Annotated in this window: 12 protein-coding genes and 2 pseudogenes; 11 read left to right on the forward strand and 3 right to left on the reverse strand. The window is 60.0% G+C overall.

Annotated elements, in window-relative coordinates; genetic code table 11:
* The 4 genes from FXN65_RS13750 to FXN65_RS13765 all read left to right on the forward strand — a co-directional run bounded on the left by FXN65_RS13750 (position 1) and on the right by FXN65_RS13765 (position 5,624).
* The gene (locus FXN65_RS13750; protein WP_151133728.1) at positions 1-930 is read left to right on the forward strand and encodes an electron transfer flavoprotein subunit alpha/FixB family protein; all 930 of its coding nucleotides are present in this window, start codon (positions 1-3) and stop codon (positions 928-930) included.
* Between the two features lie 20 nt (positions 931-950).
* Complete coding sequence (locus tag FXN65_RS13755) at positions 951-2,153, forward strand: acetyl-CoA C-acetyltransferase (RefSeq protein ID WP_151133729.1); 1,203 nt, start codon at positions 951-953, stop codon at positions 2,151-2,153.
* Between the two features lie 19 nt (positions 2,154-2,172).
* Complete coding sequence (locus FXN65_RS13760) at positions 2,173-3,408, forward strand: acetyl-CoA hydrolase/transferase family protein (RefSeq protein ID WP_151133730.1); 1,236 nt, start codon at positions 2,173-2,175, stop codon at positions 3,406-3,408.
* 209 nt (positions 3,409-3,617) lie between these two features.
* A complete protein-coding gene (locus tag FXN65_RS13765) occupies positions 3,618-5,624 on the forward strand; it encodes an oxidoreductase (protein ID WP_151133731.1) in 2,007 nt (668 codons plus the stop codon).
* 82 nt (positions 5,625-5,706) lie between these two features.
* Here the strand turns inward: FXN65_RS13765 and FXN65_RS13770 are convergent, their stop codons facing one another.
* Positions 5,707-6,579 carry a DMT family transporter gene (locus tag FXN65_RS13770; protein ID WP_178119327.1) on the reverse strand — a complete coding sequence of 291 codons (873 nt, stop codon included), beginning with the start codon at positions 6,577-6,579 and terminating at the stop codon, positions 5,707-5,709.
* Between the two features lie 313 nt (positions 6,580-6,892).
* Between FXN65_RS13770 and FXN65_RS13775 the strand changes: the two genes are divergently transcribed.
* The 3 genes and pseudogenes from FXN65_RS13775 to FXN65_RS28230 all read left to right on the forward strand — a co-directional run.
* The gene (locus FXN65_RS13775; RefSeq protein ID WP_151133733.1) at positions 6,893-7,267 is read left to right on the forward strand and encodes a hypothetical protein; all 375 of its coding nucleotides are present in this window, start codon (positions 6,893-6,895) and stop codon (positions 7,265-7,267) included.
* A gap of 582 nt (positions 7,268-7,849) precedes the next feature.
* Positions 7,850-8,083, forward strand: a complete 234-nt coding sequence (locus FXN65_RS28545) for a hypothetical protein (protein ID WP_151133734.1) — start codon at positions 7,850-7,852, stop codon at positions 8,081-8,083.
* 1,132 nt (positions 8,084-9,215) lie between these two features.
* A pseudogene (locus FXN65_RS28230) lies at positions 9,216-9,428 on the forward strand (site-specific integrase); the annotation flags it as partial.
* Positions 9,429-9,592: 164 nt separating this feature from the next.
* Here FXN65_RS28230 and FXN65_RS28235 read toward each other — a convergent pair.
* A pseudogene (locus tag FXN65_RS28235) lies at positions 9,593-9,910 on the reverse strand (site-specific integrase); the annotation flags it as partial.
* 449 nt (positions 9,911-10,359) lie between these two features.
* Here FXN65_RS28235 and paaK point away from each other — a divergent pair.
* Both paaK and FXN65_RS28440 read left to right on the forward strand, forming a co-directional pair.
* Positions 10,360-11,670 carry a phenylacetate--CoA ligase PaaK gene (gene paaK / locus FXN65_RS13795; RefSeq protein ID WP_151133735.1) on the forward strand — a complete coding sequence of 437 codons (1,311 nt, stop codon included), beginning with the start codon at positions 10,360-10,362 and terminating at the stop codon, positions 11,668-11,670.
* A 106-nt stretch (positions 11,671-11,776) separates the two neighbouring features.
* Complete coding sequence (locus FXN65_RS28440) at positions 11,777-13,093, forward strand: methyl-accepting chemotaxis protein (RefSeq protein ID WP_151133736.1); 1,317 nt, start codon at positions 11,777-11,779, stop codon at positions 13,091-13,093.
* An 82-nt stretch (positions 13,094-13,175) separates the two neighbouring features.
* Here the strand turns inward: FXN65_RS28440 and FXN65_RS13805 are convergent, their stop codons facing one another.
* Positions 13,176-13,523 carry a winged helix-turn-helix transcriptional regulator gene (locus FXN65_RS13805; RefSeq protein ID WP_244620737.1) on the reverse strand — a complete coding sequence of 116 codons (348 nt, stop codon included), beginning with the start codon at positions 13,521-13,523 and terminating at the stop codon, positions 13,176-13,178.
* A gap of 186 nt (positions 13,524-13,709) precedes the next feature.
* Between FXN65_RS13805 and FXN65_RS13810 the strand changes: the two genes are divergently transcribed.
* Positions 13,710-14,744, forward strand: a complete 1,035-nt coding sequence (locus FXN65_RS13810; protein ID WP_151133738.1) for a quinone oxidoreductase family protein — start codon at positions 13,710-13,712, stop codon at positions 14,742-14,744.
* A 26-nt stretch (positions 14,745-14,770) separates the two neighbouring features.
* Positions 14,771-15,241 carry a RidA family protein gene (locus FXN65_RS13815; RefSeq protein WP_178119328.1) on the forward strand — a complete coding sequence of 157 codons (471 nt, stop codon included), beginning with the start codon at positions 14,771-14,773 and terminating at the stop codon, positions 15,239-15,241.
* The last annotated feature ends 90 nt before the right edge of the window (positions 15,242-15,331 follow it).

Genomic DNA, 15,331 nt, shown 5'->3' on the forward strand with positions numbered 1-15,331 from the left:
ATGGCTGTTCTTGTAATCGCTGAACATCAAGGCGGCACTCTGGCTGCCGCCACCCTGAATACCGTGACCGCCGCACAACAGATCGATGGCGAGGTTGTCGTCCTGGTAGCGGGGCAGGGCGTCAGTGCCGTGGCCGAAGCCGTTGCCAGGGTTGCGGGCGTGTCCAAGGTGCTGGTCGCCGACCACGCGGCCTACGCCCACCAACTGCCGGAGAACGTCGCGCCGCTGGTGACCTCCATCGCCAGCGACTTCAGCCACGTGCTGGCGCCGGCCACCACCAACGGCAAGAACTACCTGCCGCGCGTCGCGGCGCTGCTGGACGTCGACCAGATCTCCGAGATCATCGCCGTCGAGAGCGCCGACACCTTCAAGCGTCCGATCTACGCCGGCAACGCCATCGCCACCGTGCAGTCTTCCGCGGCCGTGAAGGTGATCACCGTGCGCACCACCGGTTTCGATGCCGCCGCTGCCGAAGGTGGTTCCGCTGCCGTCGAGGCCGTGGGTAGCGTATCCGATGCCGGCACGTCCGCCTTCGTCGGTGAAGAACTGGCCAAGTCCGACCGTCCGGAACTGACCGCTGCCAAGATCGTCGTCTCCGGCGGCCGTGGAATGCAGAACGGCGACAACTTCAAGCACCTCTACGCCCTGGCCGACAAGCTGGGCGCTGCCGTGGGTGCGTCCCGTGCCGCGGTCGACGCCGGTTTCGTGCCGAACGACATGCAGGTCGGCCAGACCGGCAAGATCGTCGCGCCGCAGCTGTACATCGCCGTGGGCATCTCCGGTGCCATCCAGCACCTGGCCGGTATGAAAGACTCCAAGGTCATCGTCGCGATCAACAAGGACGAAGAAGCGCCGATCTTCCAGGTGGCCGATTACGGCCTGGTGGGTGATCTGTTCGAGCTGGTTCCGCAACTGCAGGCCGCTCTCTGAGCGCGCGGGAGACGATGAGCATGAGAAGAGCAGCGATAGTCGCACCGCGCCGTACACCGGTGGGCGCCTTCGGTGGCAGCCTGCGCGGTGTGCCGGTGGAGTGCCTGGGCGCGGAGGTGGTCAAGGCCATCCTCGCCCAGACCAGGCTGGACCCCGCGCGCATCGACGATGTGGTGTTCGCCCAGTCCTACGCCAACTCCGAGACCCCCTGCGTGGGGCGCTGGATCGCCCTGGAGGCGGGCCTGCCGGTGAGCGTGCCCGGCATGCAGCTGGACCGACGCTGTGGCGGTGGCCTGCAGGCACTGGTCAATGCCGCGATGATGGTGCAGACCGGTGCCGCTGACGTGGTCCTGGCGGGCGGCGTCGAGAGCATGAGCAACATCGAGTACTACAGCACCGACATGCGCTGGGGTGCCCGCGCCGGTTCCGTCACCTTGCATGACCGCCTCGACCGTGGCCGCGAGCGCTCGCAACCGGAGCATCGTTTTGGCCGCATCTCCGGCATGATCGAGACCGCCGAGAACCTCGCCCGCGACTACGGCATCAGCCGCGAGGAGTCCGACGCCTTTGCCGCCCGCAGCCAGCAGCGTGCTGCCGCAGCCTGGGAGGCCGGCCGCTTCGATGCGGAGATCGTCCCCATCAGCGTGCCGCAACGCCGTGGCGAGCCGCTGCTGGTGACCCGTGACGAAGGTGTGCGCGGCGACACCACAGTGGAGAAGCTTGCTGCCCTGCGCGCACTGACGCCGGGTGGCACCGTCACCGCCGGTAACGCTTCCCAGCAAAACGACGCCGCCGCTGGCTGCCTGGTGGTGGCCGAGGACAAGCTGGAAGAACTCGGCCTGGAACCGATCGGCTTCCTGGTGGGCTGGGCCGCCGCCGGCTGCGAACCGGCAACCATGGGCATCGGCCCGGTTCCGGCGGTGCAGAAGCTGTTCGCCCGCACCGGCCTCGGCTTCGACCAGATGGACCTGGTGGAGCTCAACGAGGCGTTCGCCTGCCAGGCGCTGGCGGTACTCAAGGGCTGGGGCTGGAACGATCCGGAGCGGATCAACGTCAACGGTTCCGGCATTTCCCTGGGCCACCCCGTGGGGGCCACCGGCATGCGCATCCTCACGTCGATGCTGCATGAACTGCAGCGCCGCCAGGGCCGCTACGCCCTGGAGACCATGTGCATCGGCGGTGGCCAGGGGCTGGCTGCCATCTTCGAACGCGCAGGCGCCTGAAGTACGGGAGCGAAACAGCATGACGGATGAAATCAGCCTGGAGGCGCTGGACTTCTCCGCCCTGATCCTCCCGGGCGACCGGGTGGTGTGGGGGCAGGGCGGTGCCGAACCACAAGCGCTCACGGCGCGCCTGATGGCGCAGCGAGAAGCGATAGGCACGTTTCGCGCCTTCGTCGGCATGAGCCTGTCCGAGGCGGCCAGCCCCGCCCATGGGGCGCAGGTGCAGTTCCAGTCCTACACCGGCGCCGGCCGCAACCGTGCCCTGGCGCGGGAGCAGCGGCTGGGCATCCTGCCGTGCCACTACACCCAGCTGGCGCAGGCGCTGGCACCGGTGGACGTGCTGTTGCTGCAAGTGGCCGAAGGGCCGGAGGGCTTCAGCTTCAGCATTGCCGCCGAGTACCTGGTGCCGCTGGTGAAGTCGGCGCGCCTGGTGATCGCCGAAGTCAACGACCAGGCGCCCTGGACCTACGGCGAAGGAATCGACCCCAGCGATATCGACCTGCTAGTGCGTAGCTCCCTGTCCCCCCTGGAAGTGCCCAGTGGTGCCATCGGTGACGTGGAACGTGCGATTGCGGGGCATATCGGCGGCCTGGTCGAGGACGGATCCACCCTGCAACTCGGCTTGGGCAGCTTGCCGGAAGCGATACTCGACGGGCTGCGATGGCACCGCGATCTGGGCATCCATTCCGGTGCCATCGGCGACAAGGTGGCGGAGCTCATGGAGTGCGGCGTAATCACCAACCGTCGCAAGTCGATCGATTCCGGCGTCACCGTGGCCGGCGTCATGTTCGGCGGCGAGCGGATCTACCGCTACGCCCATTGCAATCCACTGATCCAGATCCGTTCCACCACCTACACTCATGCACCGGACGTTCTCGCCAGCATTGACCGCTTCGTCTCGATCAACTCGGCCATCGAGGTTGATCTCACCGGGCAGATCAATGCGGAGGTGGCCGGCGCCGCCTATGTCGGTGCGGTGGGGGGCGCGATGGACTTCATACGGGGTGCGCATGCTTCCCGAGGCGGCTTGCCGATCATCGCGCTGCAGGCCACGGCGTTGAAGGGCACCCAGAGCCGGGTGGTGGGGCAGCTCAATGGGCCGGTGAGCACCCCACGAGCGGATGCCGGCCTTATCGTCACCGAGTACGGCGTGGCCGACCTGCGCGGCTGCGACTTGCGCGAGCGCGCGCGGCGCATGATCGACATCGCCCATCCGGACTTCAAAGAGGCATTGGCGTTGGAAGCCAGGCTTTGAATCTCCACTGGAAACTGCTGTTGCGCGCAGTGGAACAGTGCCCGGCCTGTTGCTATCGCCTGAACACTGCCTGGTCGCTCATCTTCCGTGAGATTGGTGCCGCACCGGATTCCGTATGACGGAACAGCTGGCGCACGGACATTTCAACCATCAGGCGGGCGGCATATAACAGAACAACAAAGGCGATCTCAGAAATCGCGGAGTGCCTTATGACAACGAAGTACCGCCTTACCCTGTCCCCCCTTCAGATCGGCCCTGTCACTATCCCTAACCGCCTGGTGCGGACGGCCCATGCAACATTGTTTTCACGGGGGCAGGTAAACGATACCCACATCGACTATCACCTGGAGCGTGCGCGGGGAGGCATCGGCCTGACCATCCTTGAGGGCGCCTCGGTACACCGCTCTTCCACGTTCTCCCTTTCGCTTACCGATGACACGGGGATCGAACCCTTGAGACGTCTGGTAGAAGCGATCCAGCCTACGGGTATGAAACTGTTCCAACAGCTCTGGCATGGCGGCGCCGTGGAGCCGGCACCTAACGGTGGGCCGCCCTGGTCGGTCACCTCATTACCCGGCCGCTATTCCAGGATGCCGCCCATTGCCATGAGCACGAAGCAGATCGCTGAATTGATTCATGCCTATGGTTCGGCGGCTGCCCGGCTGGCAAAGGCGGGCATCGACGGTGCCGAGGTGCTGGCTGGTAATGGCTATTTGATCTCGCAGTTCCTTTCTCCGTCGCTGAACACGCGTGGGGATGCGTACGGTGGTAGCTTCGAGAATAGGCTGCGCTTCCTAGAAGAACTCCTGTCAGACATTCGCGCTAGCGTGCCAAGCAGTTTCGCCCTCGGGGTACGAATGGGGGCCAGTTCCGATCCGGCCATCCTCGCTACGGAGGAGGTCAATGCCGCGATCCTGCAACTGCAGGCCAAGCGACTGATCGATTTCGTTAATATTTCCCAAGGCGACTATTACCTCCATGTCGAGCGCTATGCGGCAATGGATCGGCCAGTGGGCTATCAGCTCGAGGCATTCCGGGAGGTGGGCCGGGATGTCACCGTGCCACGTATCGTCGTGGGGCGTTTCGGCACTCTGGATGATGTGGAGCAAACGTTACGTGCCGGCGATGCTGAGATGGTCAATCTGGTTCGCGCCACCATCGCCGATCCCTACCTGGTCCAGAAGGAAGTTGAAGGTCGTTCGCTTGAGGTGCGCCCGTGCATCGCTTGTAACCAGGGATGCATCGGCGGGCTGTTCTCCGGACGCATGAGTTGTACGGCGAATCCGACTGTAGGCTATGAGTCGACGCTGGCCGAGCGACTGATTACCAGGGCTGGCACGCCCAAATCGGTTGTGGTGGTGGGAGGCGGTCCGGCGGGTATGGAGGCAGCGCGCGTCGCGGCCCTATCGGGGCACGACGTCACCTTGCTGGAAGCTTCCGCCGACCTGGGAGGGCAGATCAACCTTGCCAAGCATCTGCCGAAGAACCATGGCATCGGAGACCTCACCAACTGGCTGGAGCGCGAGGTGTTTCGCCTTGGCGTGAAGGTCAGACTGTCCACTTACGTTGATGCCAGCGAAGTCCTCGCCATGCAACCCGACGTGGTGATAGTAGCAACGGGCTCGATGTCTCCCGGCATTGAGGCGTTCGTGCAGACCGCCGCGCCCCAGTTGAAAGTGAAAATCGAGCATGGTGCCCACGTCATCACCTCGGAAGACCTTGTGACCGCCGCTCACGGCGTTTTGGGCAAGAGCACGGTGGTTTTCGATGATATCGGCCACTACGAGGCTATCGGTTGCTGCGAGATGTTGCTTGAGCAGGGACTGGACGTTACCTACGTCACGCGCCATACGTCGTTCGCCCCGGAGATTGACAAGACTGGCAGGACCCAGTCGGCGCTGCGTCGATTCTATGCGTTGGGAAATTTCCGCATCCTGACCAGTTCCCTGCTACTGGAAATCAAAAAGGGGGTTGTGGATGTCCGGCCCATTGATGGGTTCCACCCCAAGAGCGTGCCGGCTGATACCACAGTGTTGGTGAGCTACCGCGAGCCGCTACGGGAGCTGTGGGGAGACTTGGCAGAGGCGGGGCCGCAGGTCTACGTGGTGGGGGACGCCCTGTCGCCGCGGGACCTGGTTTGGGCGATGCGCGAGGGGCACCTCTCTGCCCGGTCCATAGATGATAGGTCCATCGAGGCCATGTGGATCAATATGTAATTTAAAACTGTGATTGCGATGGTTCTATAAGTCCCAGGGGCGGGAGTCTTTTCATTCCGTACCGAGGTCGCCGTCGAAATAATCATCGGGCAAGACTTTCCTGTCGCTGGGACCACTGCACTAGTAAAATACCAATGACGATGAATGCCCCGCCCCATAGATGATAGGAGTGCAGTTCCTCGTTAAGGAATAGTGCAGCGGAAACTGCGGTGGTGATAGGCACAAGGTTGGTGAAGCTGGTCATTCGCTGGGGGCCTATTACATCGATACCAACAATCCACAGACAAGGAGCAGCCAAGGAGGCAAAAAAGCCCGCGAAGATCAGCATCAGAATCCCTGATTGGCTCAGCGGGGCTGGCATTGCGAGAAGATGTGTCGGCAGGAGAAACAGTGCAGCGAACCCCACTTGAAGAAACACAGACGACCAGCGCGGTATCGGTATACTCCACCGCCTCAGCAGGATGTTGTAGAGTGCATAAGCTGCGCTGCCAGCAAGCATCAACAATTCACCCATGCCGATTCCTTGCTGCAAGAGCATCTCCGGCTGGCCCCTACTTACGACCAAAATTACACCCAGCAGCGACACCACCACGCCGACAATTGCATGTGGATCGGGCGACTCGCGAAGGACCAGCCAAGCAAGAATTACTGTCATAAGCGGAACCAGGGCAACGAATAAACCGATGGTTGTGGCCGAAAGATACTGAGCCGAGAAATATGCTGCCCCCTGAAATGCGGCCATTCCCAATCCGCCAAGGATCATCAACTTGGGAAGCAGGGGAAGAATCTGCCTGCGGTTTTTCCATATTGGAATAACCGTAAAAGGAGCTAAAACAAGCCAAGCAATAAACCAACGCCCAAAAGCCATAGTGCCCGGCTGAACGGCACCACTGGAGGCTTTTATTACAAGATTATTTGCCGTCCATATTGCCACAACTGCAAATGGGAAAAGCATAAGCCTTAGCACAGGAGTGCACTCTCTAAAAACGAATGGATTCTTTATGTCTCGGAATTTATAGTATGCAGTAGAAACGGAATGGGGAAGTGGAAGATGGAGGACTTGCTTGAAATTGAGGCCATTGAACTGCCTCGTGGTACTAGCTACGCATATCTCCTTACCTCCGGCGCAAAATACTTCGAGCATGAGGAGGCGGGGACTCAACCGTCGCAGTGTCGGCGCGTGGTTTACAGGTCAAGAAGCGAAGACTAAAAGGTCACGCCGTCTGCTTGATGAAATGCGAGCTTGTTCGGACGGAGATTAAGGCAGCATGAAGAACGCGACGATTGAACTTCAGCTTACTGAGGGCGACAAGCTAACCCTAGAGCTCCTGTCTCTTGTCGCGGGTAGGGTCGCCCGGGTGCTTTATCCGAACGACCGCCTGGGTTCGGAGCGCGCCGAAGCGCTAATCACCTCTATGGTCGAGCAGGCCTTGAGGGGAAGCAAGGGAGCACTGTCGAGCAGTCGTGAGGTAAAGGAACGCTTGCACGCTGAGCTTGGCCGAGCGGCACTGACCCAACTCGGCGATCAAGAAAGGCAGCACCTTTTTGCGGCTGTATACCCAGCCGTAGCTGGCGATAATTACGCACATAAGGTCCTGAGCGAGCTATGCAATAAGCCTGATGTTTGGAATGATCCGCAGTAGCGTTCTGTGCGGAGTACTAATGCAGTGGACAATTGGTACGCGCGGTTACCCTATCGGCCGGCGCAGTGGTTACCGCTCCTAATCTCAGGCGTAGCGTGCACGCTTTTAAAAGGTGTAAAAAACAAGGGCTGGCGAGAATAATCCTTTTATGACAAGGGCTTACAGAATTATGAAATCTTTAATTCGTAGAAACGGCCCAGGCCTGCTGATACAGGAACACATTTCACCCGCATCCCGGCAATGATGAAGGGTTAAGAAGTTGAATTGGCAGCGCAGAGGTCACTTTTCATTCGACCGCGTGAGCAATGCAGGAGCGTGATATTGACAAGCGCAGCTCTGTACAGCCGGTAGCGACCTGGCTGGCCGTAACTCGGCGCTGAGGAGGGCCTCTGCGGATTTAGCACGCCCAGCGTTGGGTTTCACAATTTAATTGACCAGCTCCGCTGAAGCAGCGTTCGAATTCGATACTGCATACGGTAAGTGTTTGTTCTGTAAGGGTTTCACTTTTTAAAGGGCGGTTTTCCACTTTTTACGTGATGCCCACAGGAATCTCAATTCTGGGGAGACCTTGACTGGGCCGGCATGGCGATCCTGGTGGCGCTCCGATCAAGCTTTCCCGGGACCGTGGCCTGGCAGCTGGGCTACCAACCGATGTTGGCCAGTCTGCGAGGTGGCAATGGCCATCGTCCGGAGGAGGCTGACAAGCGGGGTCAGACGCCGGTCAGTAGCACTGGGTGCGAGTACACAGACAACAGCTTGATCCCTGCGCTGCGGACCCTGAATGCCTTTGTCGACCAGGAAGCGTTCAGGATCTGAATACACAGCCCTGGGCAGGTCATTTCTCGCCGGTTACGACCAAGAGCTTTGTCGGCTTGTCGTCTCTTTACTTCCGAATTTAGATGAAGAATTCCTTCCGAGGACTCAGGCCCAGGCCGCGAACGCCATCCGTTGATCACGTCAGCGCGGTGCTGAAGGAGGATGGACTAAACTTGCTTCACACTATCCAGGCAACTTGGTGGATTCCGACTGTGGGGATGGTCCAGTTTTTAAAAAACACAGACGCAGCCCGAGGCAGTACACATGGATCTGGGCGTCACTAAGTGCTTGAAAATTGAGGGTCCGATTTTTAAAAAACAAAAGTCCAGTTTTTTAGAAACAGTGACATTTCGACAGGTCGAATCCGCAGCACCAGCATTCCCACGTGCGAACCCATAAATACGCATAATCTATATTATGTTAAACCAAGTGCTATGTCATAGATGTTCATGAGCAACGTAATCCCAGTACCCGGAAGTGAATACCCAAATTTCTGCGTACTGCAGACACAGCGCTCTACCAAGCTAAAAGTACCGGCCGCAACAAAGTAGTTCAGGGCTGAGCAATTGATCTGCCTCAGCTTTAATCCCTTCCGTTTACGCTCCCCAAAGCCCCTGATCAGCAGCCATTGGCTGGTTGAGGGCCAGAAGCAGTAGCTCGGATAAGTAATCAATTCTTGCCTTGCCAGGATGGTACCTGCGGGCTGCGGGTTCGAGGGTGGTTGGAGTGAAATTCCCATGCTGTGGCACGATCCGCTGCGGCAGCGTCTAGCCCCAATCGTCAGGGGTTATTCGGCCCGGCGAGCCGCCCCAACGGCTCAAGCGTTTTGCCTTTGCTCAAACCGACCGTTAAGAAGCGACGTTGATTCTCAGATACTTGCCCGGCCAAACGACGTGCCTCCGCTTCAAACTGGGCGACAACAGTGGGTTCGGGGCCCGCGGCTTTGTGCGTCATGTGAACGAACCAATAGACAGATGGAATGGAGCGTCCCACGGACTCGAGGGGATCGCAAGCGTACCGTGATTGCTTCCCCTTCTCCCCTATTCCGTGGGCACGTGCGTCGTATGCCAGCGTTTCCACCGCCCGTTCGATGCAGTCAAAAGACTGTCTCTTGGAACTGTTGGCGTCCAAGGCGCGCGGCGGCCTCTCCGACCGTCATATCCGCCTGCTGCTACAGGAGGTTTTCGACAGCACCCTGGCACGCATGGCTCAGGAAGGTTGGAGCGGCGATGAGATCGACCAGTTGCGTTCAGCCTCGCTGCACTGGTTACGACACACATCGGCCACCTTCGATGCGCCCCATCGAGACATGAAGGATTTGCAGGCGGATCCCCGGCACGGGTCAGAGACCCAGAGGATGAGGTAATGGTCACGTTGCCTAGGGGGCTCGGACGCTTGAAGTCCGGCCCCATAATCTCGACATACACCTTGCCCGGGGAAAGCGCCGATGCTGTCCACGTAGCGCAGTGCCGATTTGGCATCGCGCCAGCCGACATAGCCCATCAGGGCCTTTTGGTCCCAGCCACTGCGAGTCGCCCAGGTGGCGAAGCCGCGGCGCAAGGAATGGCTGCTGTACAACTCGGCCGGTAACCCGGCCCCTTGCAACACTGTCCGCAGCAACGGGATCACGCTGTGCGGGTGCAGACCTTGTTCGCTCAGATGGCCCCAGCGATCAATGCCGCGAAATACCGGCCTGCGGGCGATGCCGGCGACACTGATCCAGTCGCTGTAGGCCTGCATTGGACAAAGCCGGGCCAACGCCGGCGCCTGGTAGGTCTGCCCCTGGCTGTCGCGGTCGCCCTTGCTCCAGGGCAGGAACAACTGCATGCCCTCCCCCGGCCGCACCTGGATGTGCTCCACCTGCAGCCGCGACTACCGAACGCTGCATTCCAGGCCAGCTGGTACTGCGCTGAAAGGCAATAAATCGGTTCCTCCACAGCAAAGAACCCCTTTCCGACCCTTCGTAGAATCCGGGGTGAGGGTCTTGGGGTGGCTCGCAAAGCGGAACAAAGAAAGCGTTCAAATAGCTGACTCATGCCCGTTGATTTCACTTCGCCAGTTCGTCCAGAGCGCCTGAAGCAGATCAAGGAAGCCATGCATGATCTGTCGTAGGAATTGGCGAGAAAGGGCATCCAGCACCGGCTGAATCGCAACCTATTGGTGGAGATGGAAGCAACGTGGTCGATATGGCCATAAGTCGGGAAGGGCATTCTTTTCCTCAGTGCTTACAGCCTCTGACGCTGGCTGTTGATGACAAAAACAATTTGAGTGAAACCATGAATATGATTGCCAATACCGCCTTGCTTGACCCGATGGAGACTGCCAGCGTCGACGAGCTGCGCCAGCACCAACTGGAGCGCCTGCGCTGGAGCCTCAGGCACGCCTACGAGAACGTCCCGCTGTACCGCCAGCGCTTTGATGAAAAAGGCGTGCACCCGGATGATCTGAAATCCCTGGAAGACCTGGCGAAATTCCCCTTCACCGGCAAGTCGGACCTGCGCGACAACTACCCCTACGGCATGTTCGCCGTGCCGCAGAGCGAGATCGTGCGCATCCACGCCTCCAGCGGCACCACCGGCAAGCCCACCGTGGTCGGCTACACCCAGAACGACATCGACACCTGGGCCAACGTGGTCGCACGCTCGATCCGCGCCGCTGGCGGCCGCAAGGGTGACAAGGTGCACATCTCCTACGGCTACGGCCTGTTCACCGGCGGCCTGGGCGCCCACTACGGCGCCGAGCGCCTGGGCTGCACCGTGATCCCGATGTCCGGCGGCCAGACCGAGAAGCAGGTCCAGCTGATCCGCGACTTCCAGCCGGACATCATCATGGTCACACCGTCCTACATGCTGAACCTGGCGGACGAGATCGAGCGCCAGGGCATCGACCCGCACAAGCTGGCCCTGCGCCTCGGCATCTTCGGCGCCGAGCCCTGGACCGCCGAACTGCGCCGCGCCATCGAGGAGCGCATGGGCATCACCGCCCTGGATATTTATGGCCTGTCGGAAATCATGGGGCCGGGCGTCGCCATGGAATGCGCCGAGACCAAGGATGGCCCGACCATCTGGGAAGACCACTTCTACCCCGAGATCATCGACCCGGTGACCGGCGAAGTGCTGCCGGATGGTCAGATGGGCGAGCTGGTATTCACCTCGCTGTCCAAGGAAGCGCTGCCGATGATCCGCTATCGCACCCGCGACCTGACCCGCCTGCTGCCGGGCACCGCCCGCCCCATGCGACGCATGGACAAGATCACCGGCCGCAGCGACGACATGCTGATCATCCGTGGCGTCAACGTGTTCCCGACCCAGATCGAGGAGCAGGTGCTGAAGGTCAAGCAGCTCTCCGAGAACTACGAGATCCACCTGTTCCGCAATGGCAACCTGGACAGCATCGAAGTCCATGTCGAACTCAAGCACGAGCACGACAACCTGGGTGAAAGCCAGCAGCAGGCCCTGTGCAACGAGCTGGGCAAGTACATCAAGACCTACATCGGCATCAGCTCGCGCATCGTCCTGCGCCCCAGCTACTCGCTAAAGCGCTCCGAGGGCAAGGCCTGCCACGTCTACGACAACCGCAATAGATGAGGTCAATGCCTCGCTTAGGCCCGCTCATGCTGAAGTGCCATTCCCTGTGTACTTGAGGTTCGTCGGCACGTCCCGATGTTTCGTTTACCTGCATTCAAGCGAAGCCATGTCCATCTTCCAGCACTTTTCGATAATGAAGTTTCTAACTTTCTTGACCGATGCCCTGGATCGACCGACTTGCGATCTGGGTGATTTGAATCAAGCCGTGCCCAAGCCATTGAAGAAATTTTATGACAAGGTGCAATCGAGCCAGGCGCAGCGACGGGAGCAGCAGATAGAGATCGCTCAGCTTCAACAGAAGGTCGAGAGATTGACGGATTCGCTGCGAGAGCATGCGGAGATCATCCAAGGTGATTCGCGCTTTGTCCTGATTGAACAGGCAATCAGCGAAGGCCTATGGGACATGGAGGTGGCCGGTAGCGGTCCGTTCAATTCCAGCAATACGGGTTGGTTTTCAAACCAATTCCGCAAACTGCTCGGGTATCGTGACGAGCAAGAGTTTCCCAATCAGCTCGGCAGTTGGACCAATCGGTTACACCTGGAAGACAGCCAGAGGGTACTTAACGTTCTGAGCCGCCATCTGAATGATCACACCGCACGGCGCCCCTTCGACCTCGAATACCGCCTAGCGACCAAAAGTGGGGAATATCGCTGGTATCGAACCAGAGGGGCCGTGCTCCGCGATGAGCGCGGTACTCCTTTACGGATGGCTGGATCATTGCGTGACATCCACGATCAAGTTCTTAAGGATCGCGAGATGGACAAGATGCTGACACGATTTGAGCTCGCTCGCGAAATGCTCAATGACGGCCTGTGGGACATGGAGGTGATTGCTGGCGACCCGCTCAATCCCCAGAATCCTTTCTGGTGGTCACCTCAGTATCGGCGGCTCCTTGGGTTCGAAACAGTCGACGAGTTTCCCGATGTCTTCGAAAGCGTGAGCTCACGCATTCACCCTGACGACCTCGCCTGCATGGGCGCTTTCGAGTCCCACCTCAAGGACTCCACCGGTAGAACGCCCTTCGACGAAACGTTCAGAATTAAGTGCAAAAGCGGCGAATACAAATGGTTCCGGGCACGTGGCCAAACGCGTCGAGATCCAGAAGGCAAGGCTTTGCGTGTGGTGGGCGCGTTGACCGACATCCAGGCTAGCCGCGAGCAGGCCGAGTTGCTGAAGGCTCAGGAGGTTCATCATGAGCAAGTGAAAGATAACTTAAGCAAACTCACCAACATTGTGGACTCCATCCAGGGCATCGCCTCCCAAACCAATTTGCTTGCACTTAACGCAGCGATTGAGGCGGCTAGAGCGGGGGATGCTGGACGGGGATTTGCGGTAGTCGCCGATGAGGTGCGAAAACTGGCGAGTCGCACCTCCGAAGCCACACGGAAAGCAGCTGACATGCTTAGTAATGCTCCCCCGTAGAAACGACGTGGCTATCCCTGCGATTTCCAACAGGTTGCTCATCCAAATCTGCGTGGCGACACTCAACTGTTCGGCCCCGCGATCAGACTTCGCCGGCTTGGATGTTCCGCTCCAGTTGATCCAAGGCTTCTGAGTTCCTCGCCGCCCAGTCATACAGGGCCTGAAGTGGTTCAACAAAGGTCTCACCCAGCGGCGTTAGCGAATACTCCACCTTCGGTGGCACCACATTAAACACCTCACGCTTAACCAGGCCGGCGCTTTCCACCTCCCTTAGGGTCTGGGTCAGCATTTTCTTGGAGATGCCCGGTAGTGTCCGCTCCAGTTGGCCTGTGCGCATGGCGCTATGGCTCAGGGCATAGAGCACCATCGATGTCCATTTGCCATTTAACACGTAATGAATACGTCGCTGCGGGCAGTTTTCTCGCAGCACGAAGTTTTCCGAAGATGAATTCGTCATATTGGTAACCAAAAGGTTCCTACGGAACAAAAAAGTGCCTACTTTCCAAAAAGTATCTACAGCCAATACGATGATAACACCATTCGGATCGCCACAATTTCAGGGGTCCGTGGAGTGCAGAGCATTTCTGCCACGCATGCATCGATTGGAGAGTTCAACATGAAAGCAGCTGTCATTCGTGCCTTTGGCGGACCCGAGCAAATCCGCATCGAAGACATCCCCACTCCGACTCCCGGCCCCGGACAGGTGCTGGTCAAGGTACTCGCCGCCGGCATCAACCGCCTCGACCACTATGTCCGCCTGGGACAGATCAACCCCCACCTGCCCTTCCCCCATATCCTGGGTTCGGACGCAGTGGGTGAAGTTGCCGAGCTGGGCGCCGGCGTCAGCCGCTTCGCGATTGGCGACCGAGTGATCGCCATGCCGGGCTACCCGACCAACCCCGCCGAGGCGCATATCCGCCCGGTCACGGCGGCAGCGAGCTACGCGATTCCCGGCACCCATATCCAGGGCACCTATGCCCAGTACGCGGTCGTCCCCGAGGTTTGGCTGCTGCGCGACACGACTGGCCTGCCGGTGGAGCAGATCGCCGCCATGCCGGTGGCCCTGCTCATCGCGATCCGCTCGGTGCAGATCGTTGGCGAGGTCAAGGCGGGCGACCGGGTGCTGATCCATGCCGGAGCGTCGAGCACTGGCATCATGAGTATCCAGGTGGCCCGTGCGCTAGGCGCTCGCGTTGCAGTGACGGTACAGAACGAGGCCTCTGCCAAGCTGGCCAGAATGCTGGGCGCCGAACTGGTGATCGATTCGGGCAAGGAGGATTTCGTCCAGGCACTGGCCGCATGGACGGATGGCCGTGGCGTGGATGTGGCGATCGACAACCTGGGCGGCGACGTCCTGGCGCGCACCATAGAGGCCGTTAAGCCGCAAGGCATCATTGTCACCATGGGTTTCATGGCTGGCCCCGAAGTGACCTTCGATATCCGCAACTTCTTCTTCACTCAGAAGCAGCTGCGTGGGACCCTGGTCGGTGATATCGAGGACTTCGCCGCCTGGCTGGAACCCATCCGGGCGGGCAAGATCAAGCCGGTCATCGACAGCGTGCTGCCGCTTTCCGACGCGGCCCAGGCACACGAAAGGATTGCCGGCAACCAAGCTCGCGGGAGCATCGTCCTGCTGCCATGGGCGGAGTGAGAACGGCCGATATTAAGGAGGCAGTCATGCGCGATCTAACGCTGGAACGCCTGCACCACCTCGGCTGGCAGCTCCCTGCACCGCCCAAGCCCCTCGGGGCTTACCGGGCGGTGGTGGAGTCTGGGTCCATGCTGCATATCTCCATGCAAGGTCCGGTTGTCGGCGGTAAACCCACCGTGACCGGGTTGCTCGGTAGGGAGGTTTCCATTGAGGAAGGCCGCCAGGCCGCGAGCCTCAGCGTGCTCAACTCGCTGGCACAGGCCCTCGGCCACCTGGGCAACCTCGACCGCATCGGGCAGGTGGTGCGTCTGGATGCCTATGTGGCGTGCGAAGAGTCGTTCATCAGCCACCCGCAGGTAATCGACAGCGCCTCGGAGCTTCTGGCTCAGGTCTTCGAAGAACGCGCAGGTCACGTGCGCACGGTCTGTGGAGTTCGCAACCTACCGGGCAACCTCCCAGTCGCCCTGGCCCTGGTTCTGGAGCTGCAGCCCGCCTGAGTTCTAGAGGGAAGCGTTTCAAGGCTGCCCCCTGCAACAGGGGGTGGTCGCTTGCCGAGAGGTGAGACGGGAGAATATCGGCGAAAGAAA

Source organism: Pseudomonas lalkuanensis, assembly GCF_008807375.1.
GTDB lineage: Bacteria > Pseudomonadota > Gammaproteobacteria > Pseudomonadales > Pseudomonadaceae > Metapseudomonas > Metapseudomonas lalkuanensis.

Excerpts from the sequence above, each read along its gene's own strand:
- FXN65_RS13750 (WP_151133728.1), top strand. The coding sequence starts at position 1 with ATGGCTGTTCTTGTAATCGCTGAACATCAAGGCGGCACTCTGGCTGCC.
- FXN65_RS13755 (WP_151133729.1), top strand. The coding sequence starts at position 951 with ATGAGAAGAGCAGCGATAGTCGCACCGCGCCGTACACCGGTGGGCGCC.
- FXN65_RS13760 (WP_151133730.1), top strand. The coding sequence starts at position 2,173 with ATGACGGATGAAATCAGCCTGGAGGCGCTGGACTTCTCCGCCCTGATC.
- FXN65_RS13765 (WP_151133731.1), top strand. The coding sequence starts at position 3,618 with ATGACAACGAAGTACCGCCTTACCCTGTCCCCCCTTCAGATCGGCCCT.
- FXN65_RS13770 (WP_178119327.1), bottom strand. The coding sequence starts at position 6,579 with ATGCTTTTCCCATTTGCAGTTGTGGCAATATGGACGGCAAATAATCTT.
- FXN65_RS13775 (WP_151133733.1), top strand. The coding sequence starts at position 6,893 with ATGAAGAACGCGACGATTGAACTTCAGCTTACTGAGGGCGACAAGCTA.
- FXN65_RS28545 (WP_151133734.1), top strand. The coding sequence starts at position 7,850 with ATGGCGATCCTGGTGGCGCTCCGATCAAGCTTTCCCGGGACCGTGGCC.
- paaK (WP_151133735.1), top strand. The coding sequence starts at position 10,360 with ATGAATATGATTGCCAATACCGCCTTGCTTGACCCGATGGAGACTGCC.
- FXN65_RS28440 (WP_151133736.1), top strand. The coding sequence starts at position 11,777 with ATGTCCATCTTCCAGCACTTTTCGATAATGAAGTTTCTAACTTTCTTG.
- FXN65_RS13810 (WP_151133738.1), top strand. The coding sequence starts at position 13,710 with ATGAAAGCAGCTGTCATTCGTGCCTTTGGCGGACCCGAGCAAATCCGC.
- FXN65_RS13815 (WP_178119328.1), top strand. The coding sequence starts at position 14,771 with ATGCGCGATCTAACGCTGGAACGCCTGCACCACCTCGGCTGGCAGCTC.